Annotated in this window: 21 protein-coding genes and 1 riboswitch; of the genes, 4 read left to right on the top strand and 17 right to left on the bottom strand. The window is 32.8% G+C overall.

Features of this window, described 5'->3' with window-relative positions:
- Positions 1 to 13: 13 nt before the first annotated feature.
- Positions 14 to 583, bottom strand: a complete 570-nt coding sequence (locus P9E47_RS00780) for an arsenate reductase (azurin) small subunit (RefSeq protein ID WP_326162268.1) — start codon at positions 581 to 583, stop codon at positions 14 to 16.
- Between the two features lie 18 nt (positions 584 to 601).
- Positions 602 to 726, bottom strand: a riboswitch (molybdenum cofactor riboswitch).
- 364 nt (positions 727 to 1,090) lie between these two features.
- Here P9E47_RS00780 and merR point away from each other — a divergent pair.
- Entirely contained in the window at positions 1,091 to 1,522 is a 432-nt protein-coding gene (gene merR, locus P9E47_RS00775; protein ID WP_326162267.1) for an Hg(II)-responsive transcriptional regulator, read from the top strand.
- Positions 1,523 to 1,648: 126 nt separating this feature from the next.
- Positions 1,649 to 1,849 (top strand): hypothetical protein, encoded by a 201-nt coding sequence (locus P9E47_RS00770; RefSeq protein WP_326162266.1) that lies wholly within the window; start codon positions 1,649 to 1,651, stop codon positions 1,847 to 1,849.
- A gap of 123 nt (positions 1,850 to 1,972) precedes the next feature.
- Here P9E47_RS00770 and P9E47_RS00765 read toward each other — a convergent pair whose 3' ends face one another.
- The 15 genes from P9E47_RS00765 to P9E47_RS00695 all read right to left on the bottom strand — a co-directional run bounded on the left by P9E47_RS00765 (position 1,973) and on the right by P9E47_RS00695 (position 14,620).
- Positions 1,973 to 2,776, bottom strand: a complete 804-nt coding sequence (locus tag P9E47_RS00765; RefSeq protein WP_326162265.1) for an arsenite methyltransferase — start codon at positions 2,774 to 2,776, stop codon at positions 1,973 to 1,975.
- A 36-nt stretch (positions 2,777 to 2,812) separates the two neighbouring features.
- The gene (locus P9E47_RS00760) at positions 2,813 to 2,989 is read right to left on the bottom strand and encodes a hypothetical protein (RefSeq protein ID WP_326162264.1); all 177 of its coding nucleotides are present in this window, start codon (positions 2,987 to 2,989) and stop codon (positions 2,813 to 2,815) included.
- 35 nt (positions 2,990 to 3,024) lie between these two features.
- Positions 3,025 to 3,888: a permease gene (locus P9E47_RS00755; protein WP_326162263.1), complete on the bottom strand. Its 864-nt coding sequence runs from the start codon at positions 3,886 to 3,888 to the stop codon at positions 3,025 to 3,027.
- Between the two features lie 121 nt (positions 3,889 to 4,009).
- Entirely contained in the window at positions 4,010 to 4,336 is a 327-nt protein-coding gene (locus P9E47_RS00750; RefSeq protein WP_407697155.1) for an ArsR/SmtB family transcription factor, read from the bottom strand.
- Between the two features lie 166 nt (positions 4,337 to 4,502).
- Complete coding sequence (locus tag P9E47_RS22885) at positions 4,503 to 4,787, bottom strand: iron-sulfur cluster assembly accessory protein (protein WP_407697154.1); 285 nt, start codon at positions 4,785 to 4,787, stop codon at positions 4,503 to 4,505.
- A gap of 99 nt (positions 4,788 to 4,886) precedes the next feature.
- A complete protein-coding gene (gene arsA / locus P9E47_RS00740) occupies positions 4,887 to 6,653 on the bottom strand; it encodes an arsenical pump-driving ATPase (RefSeq protein WP_326162260.1) in 1,767 nt (588 codons plus the stop codon).
- Positions 6,654 to 6,676: 23 nt separating this feature from the next.
- Positions 6,677 to 7,036: an arsenite efflux transporter metallochaperone ArsD gene (gene arsD, locus P9E47_RS00735; protein ID WP_326162259.1), complete on the bottom strand. Its 360-nt coding sequence runs from the start codon at positions 7,034 to 7,036 to the stop codon at positions 6,677 to 6,679.
- A gap of 15 nt (positions 7,037 to 7,051) precedes the next feature.
- Entirely contained in the window at positions 7,052 to 7,999 is a 948-nt protein-coding gene (trxB, locus tag P9E47_RS00730) for a thioredoxin-disulfide reductase (RefSeq protein ID WP_326162258.1), read from the bottom strand.
- Between the two features lie 120 nt (positions 8,000 to 8,119).
- A complete protein-coding gene (gene arsC / locus P9E47_RS00725) occupies positions 8,120 to 8,542 on the bottom strand; it encodes an arsenate reductase (thioredoxin) (protein WP_326162257.1) in 423 nt (140 codons plus the stop codon).
- Positions 8,543 to 8,563: 21 nt separating this feature from the next.
- Positions 8,564 to 9,625, bottom strand: a complete 1,062-nt coding sequence (gene arsB, locus P9E47_RS00720; RefSeq protein WP_326162256.1) for an ACR3 family arsenite efflux transporter — start codon at positions 9,623 to 9,625, stop codon at positions 8,564 to 8,566.
- A gap of 30 nt (positions 9,626 to 9,655) precedes the next feature.
- Positions 9,656 to 10,003 carry an ArsR/SmtB family transcription factor gene (locus P9E47_RS00715; protein WP_326162255.1) on the bottom strand — a complete coding sequence of 116 codons (348 nt, stop codon included), beginning with the start codon at positions 10,001 to 10,003 and terminating at the stop codon, positions 9,656 to 9,658.
- Between the two features lie 317 nt (positions 10,004 to 10,320).
- Positions 10,321 to 10,878, bottom strand: coding sequence for an AAA family ATPase (locus P9E47_RS00710; RefSeq protein ID WP_326162254.1), 558 nt, complete (start codon positions 10,876 to 10,878; stop codon positions 10,321 to 10,323).
- Positions 10,879 to 10,925: 47 nt separating this feature from the next.
- A complete protein-coding gene (locus tag P9E47_RS00705; RefSeq protein WP_326162253.1) occupies positions 10,926 to 11,894 on the bottom strand; it encodes a TniB family NTP-binding protein in 969 nt (322 codons plus the stop codon).
- An 11-nt stretch (positions 11,895 to 11,905) separates the two neighbouring features.
- A complete protein-coding gene (locus P9E47_RS00700) occupies positions 11,906 to 13,978 on the bottom strand; it encodes a Mu transposase C-terminal domain-containing protein (RefSeq protein ID WP_326162252.1) in 2,073 nt (690 codons plus the stop codon).
- Positions 13,979 to 13,984: 6 nt separating this feature from the next.
- A complete protein-coding gene (locus P9E47_RS00695; protein ID WP_326162251.1) occupies positions 13,985 to 14,620 on the bottom strand; it encodes a TnsA endonuclease N-terminal domain-containing protein in 636 nt (211 codons plus the stop codon).
- 66 nt (positions 14,621 to 14,686) lie between these two features.
- Between P9E47_RS00695 and P9E47_RS00690 the strand changes: the two genes are divergently transcribed.
- Together P9E47_RS00690 and P9E47_RS00685 are read left to right on the top strand one after the other, a co-directional pair.
- Positions 14,687 to 16,498, top strand: a complete 1,812-nt coding sequence (locus P9E47_RS00690; protein ID WP_326162250.1) for a TniQ family protein — start codon at positions 14,687 to 14,689, stop codon at positions 16,496 to 16,498.
- A 157-nt stretch (positions 16,499 to 16,655) separates the two neighbouring features.
- Positions 16,656 to 16,859 (top strand): hypothetical protein, encoded by a 204-nt coding sequence (locus P9E47_RS00685; protein WP_326162249.1) that lies wholly within the window; start codon positions 16,656 to 16,658, stop codon positions 16,857 to 16,859.
- A gap of 99 nt (positions 16,860 to 16,958) precedes the next feature.
- On the opposite strand, the gene P9E47_RS00680 is transcribed toward P9E47_RS00685, so the two are convergent.
- Positions 16,959 to 19,226: a TniQ family protein gene (locus P9E47_RS00680; RefSeq protein WP_326162248.1), complete on the bottom strand. Its 2,268-nt coding sequence runs from the start codon at positions 19,224 to 19,226 to the stop codon at positions 16,959 to 16,961.
- Positions 19,227 to 19,396: the final 170 nt, after the last annotated feature.

The following is a 19,396-nucleotide window of genomic DNA, read 5'->3' as shown; positions in this document are numbered from 1 at the left end:
TATCCCCCCAATCTTAAACTCTTTCTCCATCCAAAAGATTGTTTCGATAACCATAAATTAAACCGTCAACACCAACTGCAAAAACCTCATTATTTTCTACTTTTAATAGAATACGAGGTAATGATGCTTTCCCTTGTCCAATGACAACGCTTCCATTATAAGCCGGATCATATACAGTTTGATGGCATGGGCAAAAGAACGTATTTCTCGTATTATCGTAATTTGAAGGACACCCCATATGTTGACAGGCACGATTATAAGCTACAATACTTTTGTTTGGACCAACACCACCGGGTACTTCAACTCCCATATCAACTAAATAGTTACTTTGAGTTTTTAGAGGATAATCAAATGTAATCGGTTCGTTGACCTTAATTTCTGGCAGGTTAGCAATCTTTGTAACTGGATAACCGTCCGATTCGGTCTTTTTCTGTTCGACTTTTTTTGTCTCTTCTGCTGTGCATCCTGCTAAATATAATGCACTTAGCGCGATACTCCCCCCAAATAACTTTACTGCGTTTCTTCGACTAATTACTTTTGTTTTTTCTTTCTCATTTTGTTCCACTGACTTTTCTTCTTTCACAACGTTTCCCCCTTCAATAAATTTTTACGTTGCTTCTCCTTTCCAAATGGGAGGCAAAGCTATTTCTAACTTCACCCTATCGGTATTCGTCCATAGTAATATTTTTTACTTTAGGCTTAAAATACTCGGAGATATTAGAAAATCGATATATTAATATATACTTATGTTTTTATATACATAAAACAAGCGATGTAGTTTTTTCCATGTTATTCATATTATATAGATTTTTTTACCAATTTTCCATATTTTATGAATTTTTGTTAAATTTACCACGGTAAATGATTTTAATTTTTGATAACTATGTTTAATTAATAAAATAAAAGTTTTCAATTTTATATCGTTTTTTAAAGTAATCCTAATTCTGTAATATTTTTTGATTTATTCATATATGTGAAGCTGTGTTATTTTTACTAACGAGAAGTGAGTATAAAAGTTATAATTTTTTTTAAATCTACCCTTTACTCCGTACTATGGTACAGGGTTTATAATTTATCTGAGGTGAATGAAATGAAATATCGCATAAGCGAACTTGCAGAAAGGTGTGGGGTCAATAAAGAAACCATAAGATATTACGAAAGGTTGGACCTCCTTTCTGAACCTTTTCGCACAAAAGCTGGATATAGGATGTATTCAGAAGAGTTTGTGGATCGCCTACAGTTTATTAAACGAATGCAAGATTTAGGTTTTTCTTTAGCCGAGATCGATAAGCTACTCGGAGTTGTTGATAAAGACGATGATCGATGTAGGGATATGTATGATTTTGTTGTTCAAAAAATCGAAGAAGTCCAAAAGAAAATTAGGGATTTAAAAAGAATAGAATACATGCTTTTTCAATTGAAAGAGTGTTGTCCTGACGAAAAATCCCTCCATGAATGTCCAATTATCGAAAACTTAATGAATGAAGAGAACATTGGAAAGCAACTTCCAACTAAGCTATAAGGGGATAACGGAAAGTGAAAACAAAAATTGCTTCTATAACATCGGTAATCACAGCTTTTTTCGCCAATATATGTTGAATTGGTTTTGCAAATCTTACTATTAAATTAATAAGGAGATTAAGATTATATGGTCATTCAAACTAATATGTCACCAAAAGCAATTGTTGAAGTTTGGGAAAATACTACAACTATTTTTGAAAAGCACAATATACCTCTTGTTGATAAGTCATTGGAGACATTTGTTGGAATTATTGAACTAACTATCCTTCTAAAAGAATTGAATGAAATTGTTGGCAGTTCTTCAGCGACTTGTGTTGAAGGTGGCTGACAAATGCCATCTAAAATGAGGTAGGTTGCCTCTGAAATCTTCATATTGCATAAAATTTCGGTTCGGTAAGTATTCCAAAACTAAGAAAAAAGCCGGCTTTAATTAAACCGGCTTTAGTATCTTTTAGGGTTTTACGGCTTTAATTACTGCTGAGACAATATAATCCTCAATGTTTGCACCAGCAACCCAGTTCTTAATAAATTCTCTAGACTCATCCTTTGGTTCGATACTAATTTGAGAAAAACCACTTTGCTGTAATATTAATTCCAATTCATCCACGGAAGAAGCACCTAAAACGCACCCAGAGTAAAAGTCCCCCAATTCATCTTTATTTCCTAATGGTAGTTCAATAGTTGCAACAATATCAGAAACTGCGATACGTCCTCCTGATTTTAGTACTCGGAACGCTTCCTTAAACACTTGGGGCTTATCGAGGGATAAGTTAATCACACAATTTGATATAATTACATCTACATAATTATCTGCGACAGGAAGATACTCAATTTCTCCTAATCTGAATTCAGTATTTGTAAATCCACCCTTTTCTGCATTATCGCGCGCCCTGCTAATCATTTCAGGAGTCATATCTACACCTATTACAAAGCCAGTTTCAGTCACTTGTCGGGCGGCCAAAAAACAATCAAAACCACCACCGCTCCCTAAATCTAATACAACTTCTCCGGGTTTTAGATCTGCAATTGCTTGTGGATTTCCACATCCTAATCCTAGATTTGCTCCTTCAGGGACCATGGACAATTCAACATCTGAATATCCTAATTTAGCTGATATTTCTTTATTATCATTAGAGGTACCACAACATGTTGAACCAGATGAGCAGCAACTATTTTGATTTACTTCCTGTAATGCAATTTCTTTATACCTACTTCGAACATTTTGACGGATTTGATCTTTTGTTTGATCACTCATTTTTTACTCCACCTCGGCATTTAGATTCTTACACTACTAATTTCCACAGCAATTATTCTCATGTATGTTATTAGGATTACAGCATGTTTCACCCACATAATTATCCGCCTCACAGCAGGAATTTTCTTCATTACTTTTTACTTCTTTGATTTCAACTGAACAGCACTTTGAACTTTCTTTTTTAGATGTGATTTTTTTTAAAAGGTTTATCACTAAAATCACCTCCTTTAATTTCCCTTTGAATTCATTTAAATAAAGTAAAAGATAAAGCCAGATATTGTTGACATTGTTATCACTGATAGAATAAATGCTACGACCAATTGCTTTCTAAATATTGATTTAAGTAAGATAATCTCAGGTAAACTCGCCCCTGCTGAACTTATCATCATAGCCATAACAGGTCCAAGAGCCATTCCTTTTAATATAAGAATTTGAGAAATCGGGATCATACTAGACAATCGAATATATAAAGGAATTCCTACAATAGCTGCTACAGGTATTAACCACCAAGCATCGTGACCAAACCATTTTGCAATAAATTCAGTTGGAACAAAACCATGTATTACAGCACCTATTGCTGCACCTATAAAAAGATAGGGATATACAGTTTTCATTAATGACCATGTTTCTGTTATGGCATATTTCCAGTTGAATTTTTGTATATTTCCTTCATAACCAGTCATGATAACCTTTTTTACATATTGTTGAAAGCCAAATTTATCTAAAGTGAAGCCAATTATGATTGAAAAAACAGCTGTTACAACGGAATAAATTACTGCAACCTTCCATCCCATAACAACACCCATAATTGTCAAAATTGTTGGATCAAGAACTGGGGAGGAAAATAGAAAAATCATAACGATTGAAAATGGAATCTTATTTTTCAGCATGTTTACGACTATAGGTATCGTTGAACAGGAACAAAAAGGCGTAACAAATGCAAAAAAAATCGCCACTATGCTTGCTGTAATTTTGTTTTTACCAGATAGTTTTTTTTCAATTTTTTCATATGGAATAAACCCCTGCAGTAAACTAATGATGAAAGAAATAACAACAAATAAAAAAGTTAATTCTAATAAAATCCACGCAAAATCTTTTAAAATATCAATCATTAAAATTCCTCCCAATAATTTTAAGTACGAATCCCTAATCTCAAAACCTGCTCAATTATTAAATCAAAATTTCTTGATTTATTAATCAAAAAAAATTGATTTAATGTCTTTTTATAAAGACCTAACAACAGCTAGGTCTGAATAAACAACACAAACTCGGTGAAAGTAATTGATTTATTTCATCATTATTAATTTGATAATAGCTCCATGTACCTCTTGTTTCTTTAATGATTAAATTTGCGTCAAGAAGTATTTTTAAATGGTAAGATAGCTTAGATTGTGGCATGTCGATTAAAGTACTTAAATCACATACACATATAGAATCTTGTTGACACAATAAGTTTAAAATTTGTAACCGCTTCTGATCGGCTAAGGCTTTAAATTTACCTTCATATTCTTCAAATACCTTTTCCACAGATTCGTCATTTAAAGGAATTATATGTTCCATCATAATTGCTCCTTTGTTAAATCAAATATTCTTGATATATTGTATTATATTTCCTCTATTCCAAAAATGCAACAACTTTATCAAAAAAAATTGATTAATCGCTATAAAAAAAATCTCCAAATTAAATGGAGATTTTTTCACAAGTAACATTATAATTTTTTTATTTTTAACAACAATTGCTTTCATTTCCTAATATAACAAGTCCGGCACCATCTTGAGTATCCTGACGATCTAACGTTAAGTTCCCTGTGAATTGAACAACCATTGAATCAATTGCAACTCTAATTTCATTTATTGTTTCAACAATATCATTCTCTTCTGGCTCATCCAGAGCCAATCCCACATTGGGACCACCTCAGCCCATTCCTGCAAAATAAACACGGATACCTTCTGCATTATTGTCTTTTAAAATAGACTGAATAAGTTCCTTTGCTTCATTTGTAATATTCAATATTAGACACCTACTTAATTTAGTGATTTTCTTTTTGATATAAATTATATTAACAATAGTTGTTTACCATTGTTCATCATTGTTGCTCCTATTGCTCACTTATTTGGATAATTCAATTAGATTTTCATAACCAATTGTTGCTTCTGGCTTCCATGGGATAATTGCACATTTCTTTGCTAAGTCATGTTGTACTTTATTAATCCATCCTATTTCAGAACTAGCCCTTCCGTTTAATATTGGGTCTTTGGTATTGGTTGCGAACATACTTTGATTAATAACCCACCACTCTGGGTCAATACCAGCTCTTCGAAGGTCATCTTGCAGTCTTGAGGCTTCGAAGACAGGTGTAGCTTCTGCGAGGGTTACAATAACTACGTTTGTTTCCTCTGAATTCCGTAACCGAGGTAGAAGCTTTACTACAGACTCAGGAATTTCACCCGTAGAGCGCGCAAGTTCTTTATGATACGACTGTGCAGCATCTAACAATAATAACGTATGTCCAGTTGGTGCTGTATCAATGACTACAAACTCATTCTGGGCTTTGTCAACTACATCCGCAAACGCCCGGAACACGGCTATTTCCTCTGTGCAAGGAGAATTTAAATCTTCTTCAAGATACGTAAGTCCTGCTTCATCCACTGTTTCTCGTGCCTTATCTAATACCTCTTGGCGATAATCCTCGACCACTTTTCGAGGGTCAATTCGACTTATAGTTAAATTGTCTCCCATACTTCCATTTTCAAAAACAAAGGATAAATGTGCCGCAGGATCAGTGGTTGTTAAATGAACACGATGGCCTTTTTCTACTAATCCCACCGCGATGGCCGAAGCGACTGTTGTTTTTCCAACTCCGCCTTTTCCCATTGTAAAAATGACACCCTTTTGTTTCTGAGCAAAATCAGCAATTACATCTTTCAAACCTAATAGATTACTTGGAATTTCTTCATCTCCCTGTTCAATCTCATTAAATTCATTCGAAAACAATTTTTTTATATTCTGTACTCCAGTTAAATTATAAGGGACAAGTGGCAGTTCATAGGTGGTCACGTTCTTTAATGTTTCCGGAATTGTTTTTAATGCCTCTTGTTGTCGAGTATAAAATGCTGTTGAAACTTCGTCATTTTCCACAAAATTACTTAACATCCCATTCACAATTAATAGTTGATTTTGAATACCGATGTCCTTTAACTCTTGCGATGCCCGTGCTGCTTCAGTTAGAGAGGAACTGTCAGGTCTTGCCACTAATACTAATGTTGTATTTTCCCCATCGGCTAAAGCTTCAACTGTTTCTGCATACAATTGTTTTTTCTCATCTAATCCTGAAAGTGGTCCAAGACAAGAAGCGCCATGTGTGCTATCCTCTAAAAATCCAGTCCATGCAGTTGGTAGCTGTAATAGACGGAGTGTATGTCCGGTTGGTGCTGTATCAAAAATGATATGATCATATTGGCTTTTTACTTTTGGATTTGCTAAAAGATTTGTAAATTCATCAAATGCAGCAATTTCAACTGTACAAGCTCCTGATAGTTGTTCCTCCATATTTGCAATCACAGCTTCTGGGAGCTTTCCACGATAAGGTCCAATTGTTTTATCCCGATACTTTTTTGCTGCCTCTTCAGGATCCAAGTCAGAAGCATATAAATTAGGAATACCTTTAATTGGTGTAGGTTCAGAATTCAGCTGAATTTCAAAAACATCCTCAAGATTTGAGGCAGGGTCTGTGCTAACAATCAGCACTTTTTTCCCCTGTTCGGCAAGAGCAACAGCGGTTGCACAAGCAGTAGACGTTTTTCCAACTCCGCCTTTTCCTGTAAAAAATATATAATGTGTTAGCTCTAGATTACTAGGATCAAATGTAGTAAACAAAATGCCACTTCCCTTAATTTGATTTAATTCAACTTAATGTTCAAAGTATTTTTGGGCTTTTGAGGCGTAAGCTCCTTTACTTCAACTCCAGCCCATGCTGCTAATTCCTCATTTGTTGGGTACTCCCCTGTCTTTGCAACTACACCATTTACTATAACTACAGGTAGACAATCAGGTCCTTTTTCATTTAGCAATTTATTTACTTCTGGATTTTGTATATATGGATCAGGTTCACTCGTTAAATTGTATCTTTTAATGTCAACACCTAACTTTTCTAACGAAAAAACAGCTGTTGCCACTCTTGTTAATTCCGGATCAACACTTGGCCCACAAACACCAGTTGGACAACACATCGCTGGATCAAAAATTTCAATTTTACTCATTATTAATCCTCCTGCCTATAGTGATTTACTCCAATCTTGAACAGCATTTCCTTCTAAGTATCTTTCACAATCTAATGCCGCCATACAACCAGAACCCGCAGCAGTAATCGCTTGACGATATTTTTTATCCTGTACATCTCCACATGCAAAAACGCCAGCTATATTTGTTTTAGTTGTTCCAGCTATAACGTTTATATACCCTGTTTCATCAGTGTCTATTTGACCTTTCAAGAATGAGGTATTCGGAGTGTGGCCTATAGCAACAAAAATGCCATCCGTTTGTATAATTTCTTCCACATTGGTTTCATTGTTTCTCACCTTTAAACCGATTACTTTATTTTCGTCTGCTACCACTTCTAATGGAGTTTTATTAAGTTCCCAAGATATTTTCGAATTTTCTCTTGCACGGTTTTGCATAATTTTTGAAGCACGGAGCTCATCTCTTCTATGAACAACAATTACTTCACTCGCAAACTTCGTTAAGAAATTTGCTTCCTCCATTGCCGAATCTCCCCCACCAACAATGATTACCTTTTTACCGCGGTAGAAAAAACCATCACATGTTGCACACGTACTAACGCCTCGGCCAATATTTTCTTTTTCCCCCGGAATATTCAAAAGTTTTGCTGAAGCACCGGTAGATAGTATAAGTGTTTCGGTCTCGATAATTCCTAAATCACTAACTTGTAGGCGGTAAAGTTTTTGAGATAAATCCACGTCTGTTACCCAACCTCTTTTAAATTCTGCTCCAAAACGCTCCGCTTGTTTTCTCATGTTTTCCATTAATTCTGGACCATTAATACCATCTATAAAACCCGGAAAGTTTTCTACTTCTGTTGTTAAAGTCAACTGTCCTCCGGGTTGATCCCCCTCAACTACAATTGGTTTCATGTTGGCACGTGCTAAATAGATAGCAGCAGTAAGTCCTGCTGGACCGCTACCCAAAATAATTACCTTTTCCATACTATCACCCACATATTAATATTCATTATATTTAAAAAACATAGTCATTCGCATAAGCAAATACTTATATATAACTTTGAAGGAAACCAAGAGATAAAACTCTCTTGGTTATTATTTGTTTTATTCCCCAGTTTCAGCAAAACGTTTAATTCTGTCTCCGATCTCATCACGAACACGTTGGAAGAATGCCCATTTTTCTTCATCTGTTCCCTCTGCTTTGGCAGGGTCATCAAATCCCCAATGCTCACGTTTCACATGTGGTGGTGTCATCGGACATCTGTCAGCCGCATCACCGCACAGTGTTACAACAAAATCTGCATTATTTAAGATTTCAGGGTCAATGATATCAGATGTTTGGTTTGAAATATCGATGCCAGCTTCCTTCATTGCTTTTACAGCGTTAGGATTTAAACCATGAGCTTCAATTCCAGCACTCAACACACGCCACTCATCGCCTATATATTTCTTTGCCCATCCTTCTGCCATTTGGCTTCGGCATGAATTACCTGTACATAAAAAGTAAATTGTTTTTTTATTTCCCATAGTATGAATCTCCTTTTATAATTATTGATTTGCTTGTGTCGTAAAGTACTTACGTTGAAACCATAAGGCAACACTAACGAGTGCAATCATCACCGGCACTTCAACTAAAGGACCAATTACGGCTGCAAATGCAGCACCTGAATGAATACCAAATACGCCAACCGCCACGGCAATCGCTAATTCAAAGTTGTTGCTACCAGCTGTAAATGCTAATGTCGTTGACACAGGATATCCGGCACCAATTTTCTTCCCCATAAAGAAGGAAACAAAGAACATAATAACAAAATAAATTAACAATGGAATTGCAATGCGTACGACATCTAACGGCAAGCTAACAATGACATCCCCTTTTAATGAAAACATCACAACAATCGTAAACAGTAAGGCAATCAATGTAATGGGGCTGATTTTAGGAATGAAGATTTTCTCGTACCATTGTCTTCCTTTAGCTTTTACTAAAATAAATCTTGTTAACATACCAGCAATAAAAGGAATGCCCAAATAAATGAAGACTGTTTTGGAAACCTCAGCCATCGTAATATCAACAATAGCCCCTTCAATCCCAAACCATTTTGGAATTACGGTTACAAATGCGTATGCATAAACAGAAAAGAACAAGGTTTGGAATACCGCATTAAAGGCAACTAATCCTGCTGCATATTCTGTATCACCTTTGGCAAGGTCATTCCAGACAATAACCATAGCAATACAACGTGCTAAACCAATGAGAATCAACCCTACCATATACTCTGGTTTATCTGGTAAAAAAATAATCGCTAACACAAACATAAGAACAGGACCAATTATCCAGTTTTGAACTAGTGATAACAGCAATACTTTTACATCCTTAAAAACTCTACCCATCTCTTCATAACGAACTTTTGCTAATGGTGGATACATCATCAGGATTAAACCAACGGCTAAAGGTATTGAAGTTGTACCTACCTGTAAGCTGTTCAATCCATCAACAAAGCCGGGAACAACATTACCGACACCAATTCCAACTGCCATAGCTAGAAAAATCCAAAGGGTTAGATATCGGTCCAAAAAGGAAAGTCGCTTCCTTCCAATTTCTTTACTCATAATTTTTTCATCCCTTTCTCTTCCACTTTACTAACAATCAAAACGTAATTTAGTATTATTCCCGTCTAGCTTTTCGATGTTTTCATTTTGATCATGTACATGCTGCAAGATGTTTTCAATAAGTGGATAGAATTCACTGGATTTATTCAAGGAATAATATATCCATTGCCCTTTTCTCTCTTCAGCAACGAGTCCTGCATCTTTAAGTTTACGTAGATGCTGACTAATCGAAGGCTGACTCATTTCAAATAACTCGACAAGTTCACATACACAACACTCCTGTTTTTGCAAAACAGAGATAATGGTAAGTCTTGTTTTATCTCCAAGAAGCTTTAAAACTTGGGCTGCTTTCACAATTTCTACTGTTGTTTGCTGCATGTCAGTTTACACCTCCCTAACGATTTAGTATTTAATTCATTCTTTGTAATTTTCATTTTCGACTATAATCATATAACTAACTACTTATATAATCAATAAAAGCGAACCATTCTTAACATAATATTTACATTCGGCTAAAAAGTACTTCAACTTCAATAAATAATTGTTATAGTCAATAACAATCAGGACTTCTCTTCAAAAAGTTAAAATGCATCAATATATTCCGGTGTTGAGTCCTATTGAAAGGACGAAAGAACGATAACAAACATTTAAGGTACCCCAAACCTTTTGGGATACCCTATATATATAACTAATATTTACGAAACATGGAAATATAGGCTTTGCCCATTTAATGAAATGTTAAGTCCTTTTTCATATACATTATATCTATTATTTAAGTAATTTTTGATTCCTAAAATATTATTAAAAGAAGGTTGACCACAAAGAACAACAGGAATATTTTGACCTTTTGTTTCGAATTCTAACAAATCTAAAATACTTTTAAATGAATGATCGGAACTTTGATTAATTAATTCCTCGCAATTATCAAAAATAATAAACTGGATGTTGTGCGCTTTTATAAGTTCAGTTAATCTATTGACTAGTGAGGGGATAGGTAATCGATTAAAAGATAATCCCTTTTCAATAGCCGATAACTGGTTAAGAACAAGCGATTTCACTGTCATGTTACTGGTGAATTTATTGTATAATACTGGTACTTCCTTAGAATTTCTTTTTAATTCTAAATATTTTTCTTCGCAATAAATGGGTAATATGAAGGTATCATCTTGTACGGTTCCCTCGGTTAGATTGATACCAATGTTTAAATGGTAAACACCGTCAGGTATATTACTAAACTTATTATTATTTTGCATGGATTTCCCTCCCTAGAATCCTCCTTTCCATTATCCAATAACTCGCGTTAACTTGATTGCGCCAATCTCTTCTCTCGTTCATAGAAATCTAACAGATTGAAATTTTCATTTTCAAAAGGGTTAATAACGAAAGGTCTTGTTGATAATGAAATAGATTTAAAAGCAGTATATAAATCATATTCAGTAATCGAATCATCACCATTTTTAAGAGCAGAGACCGTTGCCTCTTCAAGAATTTTCTTTATATAAAAGGGATTCCCATTGGTTGCATAAAACATTTTTTGAGCCAAAATAGGATCAGCAATATAAGATTGTTCTGGAAAAGGAAGCTGCTTATCAATTCCGTTTAGAAATGCCCGGAATTCTATTTGATCTTCCCTTGATTGAAACAAAAATGGCTGTAAACTTTGCTTTATACAAAAACGTCGGTCTAATTGTTCATTGAATTCAAAAACTTTTTTTGATTCTGGCATACCACATACTAATATTGGGATTTTAATATCATTAGTTAAATTTTTTACCCAATTAGATGCCTTGTTTAAAACATTCTTACTTTCACTATCAATTAAATGTTGGAACTCATCTATAATTATCATTCCAACTTCACACTTTTCAACAAATGCTAATATACGAGCGGTCATATTATTTTCCGTACCACGGTCATAATTTGGATCACCCATTTTTAATAAAATTTTTGATGCAACTGATTTTGGAGTTGCACCAACAGGAACCGTTAAATATAAAACAGGAATCTTTGTATTGCCGTCAATATCCTGCCTTGGATATTTACTTTCATATTCTTTGAGAATCGTTGATTTCCCTAGCCCCGTTTCACCATATAGAAATAATCCATCGGGCTGAACGGAATTTAATGATAACTGATGATGTTCTTCAACTTTTTCTAGTAATGCATCATATCGAGGATAAGGTATAATAATACTTTTAACATGCTCTTTTCTTCTTTTTATTTCTTTTAGGTCTGCCACTTTACCTGTTAAAGATTTAAATTGTTCCATTTTCATTGACCTCACTTTTTAAATCTAACACCGTAATCAGGTAAGGAATCCAAATCAATATCATAACTCATATCCACAATAATTGGATTTTTTTCTTTTGTCTCGTCTGATTTTCTACCCTTATTTGATGCTTTTTTGGATTTTTTAACATTCTGTTGTTCTTCAACATGTACAATAATAGTATCCGCATCACTAGGGCTTTCTAATTGCAATTCAGTAATTCCCATTGAAGAAATACCTTCATATGACGAGCTTTTTTGTATACCAGTTTTCTGTTCTTGTTGCTTTTGACGCTTTTGTTTTCTGTATTTCTTTTTATCCTGTTCCGCCAACCCTTTTACTTTTCTCATCGTTCTTGCTAGGTTCGTTACATCGTCTTTTTTCTGTTCCCTTGTTTTTATCGAGGAATCCAACTGCAACTGTGAATAATGTACCGGTAATTCAGCGTTAATCTTCTTTCTTTCAAATCCTGTATTTTTTGCCTCAATATATCTTTTTTTAAATTTATCATAAACATATACAGACCGCATGTCAGCCTTATCAAATCTTACCCTAACATCCTCCATCTTGCTTTCATCCTTGGCTTCGTTTATTAAATTATTTCTTAATTCCATTAAATCTTTACTATTATAATATTCATTCTCAATAACTACACCTTTATTTTTAGCCCTCCTATAAGCAATCCCACTCATAAATATAAGTTTTAATTCTTTTTTACTTTGCGGTATAGGTAGAGTTAGAATTGGATAATCTGCCATCCCTCTATTCCACAAGTCCCTTGGCTTTCCACCTCGTCCCTTATCATAAGTATTGGCAACGATATCAGTCATCACAATATGGGCCATATAAATAAATGTTTGCATTGTTATACATGCTTTACCTTCAGAATCATAAAGTCCTCTTTCAAAAATATTTGAAAAAGTTGTACCTTCTAACGTATGAATCCATTTAGTGTTTAGAGTTCTAAAGCCTCTTTCTATTGTGCCTTTTTGATAACCTGCTCCTACTTTGCAAAATTGGATATCTATGCCTAGTTGTTGACAAGCATCCTTAACATCAAATGATTCATTTACCTTGGAATTATCAAAAACAACCTCAACAGGCTTACCGTATGCAACCCATTCATTTTCAACTAATGGATAAAGTGTTTTTATGTATGTTTTCGGCATGATAGCATGTAAAATGCATTGTTTTACAGCAGCTGCATCTACATCATCAAACGTTACATAAAACCCTAGTGGATGACCGGATAATTTATCAATTGCATATACGAGCCATGGTTTTTGTGATGTAAGTGTAGCAGGGTTGAATAAAAAAACATCAACAGGTGTCCAATCTATCTCAACTCGCTGCAGGGGCCTTGTAACCACTACTTCTTTTCTAGAACCATTTCTTCTTAAATCTGTTTCAACTTTACCTAGCCTTATTTCTTCTTTTCTTAATTGGTCCTCTATTTCTCTTTTTCTTCTGTAAAAAGTGGAACGGGATATTTTTTTGATTTTTTTATCTTCATCCCTCTGCTCATTAAGCTCATCTATCCTTAAAATAAACTCGGAAAAAAGATATTCATCAGTATATTTCGGTCCATCATATTGGAAATCTTCCACTATTTTTTCAATTATTTTCACTACCTCTTCTTTTGTATTATAGCCTTTTGGACCGGCTTTATATTTTACAAGTGCTCGGATACTCCCATATTTATCCCATCTACTTTTCCATTCATAAAAAGCCGATTTACCTACCTTGGGCTCTAACGAGCTTAAATAGTATTTTATTTCTGAAGGTAATATTTCCCCATCTAACACTGGTTTTAATATTTCATATCTTCTATTAGCTTCATTTTTAGATTCAAAATCAAGCATTGAAAAGTCATCAAATATTTTTTCATTATTACTCCAATCCTCATTTCTAAATACTAATTCATCATTAGACCATTTTTCTAATAATTCATTCTTGCCCCAAACTTCAATTTTATTGTAATTTAGATTCTCTAGCTCAATTGCACCATTAGTTTCTTTACGAACTACATACTTATCTTCATTTATCATAAACTTTGTTCCTGCAACAAATGAAAAAGTACTCATAAAATATCACCTAACAATATCGATTAAAGTTTTTTCACTGAGTAACTCATTAATTAGATCTATTTCAAAATAGTGATTATAGATCATATAATATATGTTTGCTTCAAACTCTGCACTTGGAATATTGGAGCAATTATTTCTTAAATCGCCTATTTTACATTTTCCGCTTTCTTGCATAAAATTATATATTTCGATAATTATACTGGCTTTAGTTGAGCGTTCGTCTACTTTTCTTATTAAATCAAGATTTTGTATAAAATATCCTTTTCGTATATCTTCTTCAGAAACAACATTGAAATTCCAACCCTTTTTTGCACAATAGATTTTACCAACTTCAAACTTAACTTTATTTTGTTCATCGTCTATCTTGTCATCTGGCTTAACTTCATAAAGAATTTTATATTTTTCCTTCGTTACAGCTAAAAAATCAGGATAATAATTATGTAATTTCCCTTTATATCTATACTCAATTTTTACTGGTTGTGATTGTATTTTTTCTATTAAAGGGTCAAAATCTAACACCTTGATAAAGTCTCTCTCTAAAAGACTTTCCCAAGCTACCAGTTCGGCACACTTTCTGCTATTTGCGAATCCTCTATAACTGCCCTTCTTAGACGGCTTTATTTTCCTAATTTGCTTCATAAAATCACCCACTTATAGTATACCAAAATATTTTATTGGAGATTATTTTAGTTGAGGTGATCAAATATGCTTCTCTTTTATTTAAAACCAAATAAAAACGAGTCCCTTACTGGCCTTTTTTACAGGACTGCTAAAGAAAATCTAATGGATAATCTAGGATGGATAAAAGATAATTTTTCTGTGTTTTCCGAATATAGGCTTAATGAGAACAATATTAATTGGGGGCATCCAGATACTGTTGAGGATGTATCAAAATTTCTAAAAATTGACTTGGAAGCGGCAAATAAAATGACCTTCACTTTTTTTATGGATTTACATGACTTAAAGGTGGATAACAACAAAAACAAAATAAAATGTCCTTGGTTTTTATACCAAACAACAAAGGTTTGTCCAGAATGCCTAAAAGAAGACCCCTATCACCGTATGGATTGGAGCTTCACCTATAGTACAATTTGCAGTAAACATAAAGTTTTCTTACAAGACAAATGCACTAGCTGTAATCGGGATTTTTCTATAAAAACAGTGGTGAATGATAAATGTATTTGTGGAAAGTCTATTTCCACTTCAATATCCGATACTGTAAATGACCCCCTTGTACTTGAATATCAAACAGAAATTGATAAATTCTTTTTGTACGATAACACAGTTAATATAAATGATTGGGTCTCAAATTCTAACGTATTCTATAATTCACTAGAATTTTTTGCGACATGGATTCCGCAGACAATCGATTGTGAAGATATTCTTACCGTTGAGGATATTAAGTATAGTGGAAATGCTATCGCAAGAACACGTTTAAAAAAAACAAAAACACTAATGCAAGCAATTCCGTTATACATACACTCTTTTAAAATATTAAAAGAATGGCCGACTCAGTTTTATGAATACATCGATTCAGTTGAAAACGGAGACGATAGTAACAAAATTCGTATATTTATCGATGTTTTAAACAAGTTTACTGGAACAAGTCTTGAACCGATTTACTCGGAATTCATGAACTATATCCTTAAAAAGCAATTATATATTAATAATCCAGATCATTTTATTAGTTTAAAACAAGCTAGTATAATTACTAAACTCAAAGAGGATACTATAAAAAAGAGCGATTTTTTCCAGCTTTATGAGTGTACATTTAAAGGCATTGGATTTTACTTTGTCAATAAAAACGCCATTCAAGAATGGCTGTTCCGATATAATGAAACGATATCGAAGGAAGAATTAAGAAAAATTTGGGGTACAAGTCCTAAATCTACTTTCAATATTCTATCAAATAATGTGTTAAAGCCTGCAATTAACATACAAATTGGTTCTGTTCAGAAATGGGAAATTCCGAAGAGCGCTATTGAAACATTTTTTATAAAATTGGAAGAGAAAACTTCGGAGGTTAATGGAGCAAAGATACTATTAAATGAAGCTTTCCAATGGATTGGAGTACAACATTCGTATATTATTATTAAAGCAATGCTTGCGGGAATACTACCATTTCAATTAGATAAGGGTAAATTAGGAAATACAGTAATATCAAAGGATATTCTATTTAAAATTATTCGAAGGATAATTCTAGAAAGTGCAAATAGAAATGGTAAGATACCAATCAAAGACGTTACATTCCTATTAGGAGTAAAAAAACAAGATATTGAATATTGGATTAACACTAATCGTTTAGATGCAAAGAATAATATTGATATTACATATAACTCTTTTAGCAATTTTCAGTCAAAATACTTTACAACATTTGAATTATCCATGATAAGTAAAATAAGTAGTAAATCAATTCTAACTAAATATTCAAATGGGAAAATAGCAGCTGTTTCAGGTCCGAGATTTAATGATGGTGAGAGAATTCTATTTACTAAAAAGGCATTAATGAATTTGTGAAGCATAGAACTAATTAAGGTTTTTAATTTTGAATGGCTAAAAACCTTCAATGAAGGTTTTTAGCCATCCATTTTGTATTTTAAATTGTTTTTTCTTCTCCCATGATTAAACATATAATTTACGGAAAAACTAATCCTGTAAAATAGGAGGAAATGCCATGCAAACAACTGCAAAGGTATATATTAAAACAAAGGATATTTTTCATCTAAATTATGGAGAAGCAATCTTTGGTCAATCTTACGTCCCTGAAGAAAATGGCAGTAAATACATGGAACTAATAATTCCAATAGACTGGATTCATCAAAGACAAGGTTTTTTTGGTGCTTTTAGTGATGAGTTCATTATTCAAAAAGTGGAATAAATGCCGCCAAATTTTGCTGTGAACTCCCAAAATATTGAGCAATTATGATACAAGCCTTTGTTGACGCATTTCAATCATTCTAATCATTATTCGGACGAGTTAAGTAATATCCCCTTGCACTAGTCTACTTTCTAAAAATATTTGAACATCTTTTAGATTAAAAATATAAGGTATGCCATTATCATTTTCATCTATTATTAACGGCTTGATTCCCATTTGCTGTAATTCCTTCAAAATATATGGTTCTTTTAATTCAGTAATAAGATTCAACATACTTAACCAAGCATATTTTTTTTCAAAGGTTCTTAAATCCTCTACTCTGAGAAAATTAGTATTTAAATTTGTTTCGCTGTTTATATAACCTTTCTTAATCCAAGCATGAATCGCCGGTTGGCTAATATTTAATTCCATTGCAGCTTCTTTTGCTGTTAAATAAATTTTTTGTTTATTATTTTTTAAGGCTCCTAATGCCATTTTTCTATCAAATAAATAACCTTTTTGAGAAAATTTTTTATTAAGTGGCTCTACGCCCATACTGAAAAGAGCCATCAACAATCTCATCGGACTATATTCATTATTGAATTCTTTTACAAGTGAATTTAAACCGATATAATTATGTAAAAATTCATTTATAGACCGAGCAGTAATAAGTTTTTTTTCTACTTTTAAGTATCCCTGACTAATCCAAATTTTAACTATATTACTGGTAACACCATAATACTTTGCAAATTGACTTTGGGTCAAATTGCCCCCTATAGGAATTAAGTTTCCTTTTTGGGTTGAATTGTCCAATGCAGGTAATGAAACAACCTTTTGTGGCAAATTATACGATACAGGGAATAAGTCATCTTTAATAAAAGAAAACTTTTTTATACCACTTCCCGTTTTTATTGCATAAGGGATTATCTCTTTCTTTAATACCTTTTTAATAAATCCCACCGTACCTATTCGGCAAATTTGAGCAGCCTTATCAAAGGTTACCATTTCAGTATTTAAAGCTACTAAATTAGCCGGCTTTGCATTTTTTTCTATCTTATAAAGCAAATCTTTAATCGACTTGATTTCAATAATCCAATCGTTCGATTTATTATTTATTGTTTGCTTTCTTTTTGCATTTATTATTTGATCTTTCATTAATTTTTTAATGATATAGTCTGAAACTCCTAATAGTTTTGCGCCCTCTTCACTACTTACATATAGCTTGTTTATATCATCAATCTTTTTTATAAAATTCTTTAAGCTTTTTTCATTTACCAATATTTGCGATTTCTCATTTCTAGATCTTACTATCCCCTCAATTTCGCCAGTATTGATTAACTTAACTATATTATTATATTCTGTTTTCAGCATAATCCTTGCTTGTTCACCACTAATATATTCAGATTTGTACCCAAATCTCTCCAATAGCCCACCGTTCCACTCTTTATAAAGATAGTTTTCAAATGCTGTTGTTAAAAAACTGTACATATTATCATTAAAATAGGAAAACGTATGCCTGTATAAGTTTCCAAATTCCTTTTTTACACCAGTATAATTATTATTTTTTGGTATTTTCCTAAAATTGTCCAAAAATTCATAATAACCAAATGGCCAATTAAGAAATATATTGACAACTTTATTGAAAATATTATGAAGATCGTATAAAGGTAAATCTCTAAAAAACCTTTTATGATTAACTTCAAAATATTTTACGATGTTTAAGGAAAAAAAGTCCATTATTAATAATATGTGTAATAAGGGTAATCTGCTAAATGGAATTATTCCACTTTTTACATTACCAAATTTATTATTTACTTTTTTAGTAAGCAAAGAGGATAGTAGAGTATCCTCATCTTTAACACATGTAGTTTGAACTTTTGTCAAATCAAAACCACATTTACATTGATTCACACTAGAACCTCGATTAAAATGATTTAAATAACTATTACAATTAGGGCATCTATCGAGTAATAATATTTTATGTACAGGACAACATGTCATAAAAGTAATGTCCCAACTCTTTCTTAGATAGGGACTAGTTTTAAGACATTCTGGACACACCTTTGTTCTATTTGTATTTATACCCCTAACTAAAGCACTATTTACCTCTTTTGGATAAACATCTTGAAAATTTCCTATTTCATTGAAAAAACTTAAAGATAGTAATACTTTTTTTTCGTTTTCTGTATAAAAAGCAAGCTTATCAATATTTAAACCATTATAGTCTTTAATAAATAATAATTTAGAAGTAATATCTGTTGTGAAAATTCCTACACTATCATATATCCAAACCGTTGTGGGATAATTATTTTGCTCGGTTAATCTCAAAATATATCCCCTTAAACTCTCGTCAGTGTATGGTTTTGGTCTAATAAGTAGTTTATCCAAAATAAAAACCCTTTCTATAAAATTTGCCACAATAAATTAAATTATTGTGGCATCGTTTTTATTTATTAAAATGGAGATTTGATAATTCACTCCGGATTATTATGAAAAAGTATTCCGGAGAATTATGAAAAATCATTCCGGACAATTTTGAATAAATTCCGCTTAATTAT

The organism is Schinkia azotoformans (assembly GCF_035811335.1).
GTDB lineage: Bacteria > Bacillota > Bacilli > Bacillales > Bacillaceae_J > Schinkia > Schinkia azotoformans.
The sequence above is the reverse complement of the archived record's forward strand: the minus strand, read 5'-3'. Positions and strand labels throughout refer to the sequence as shown.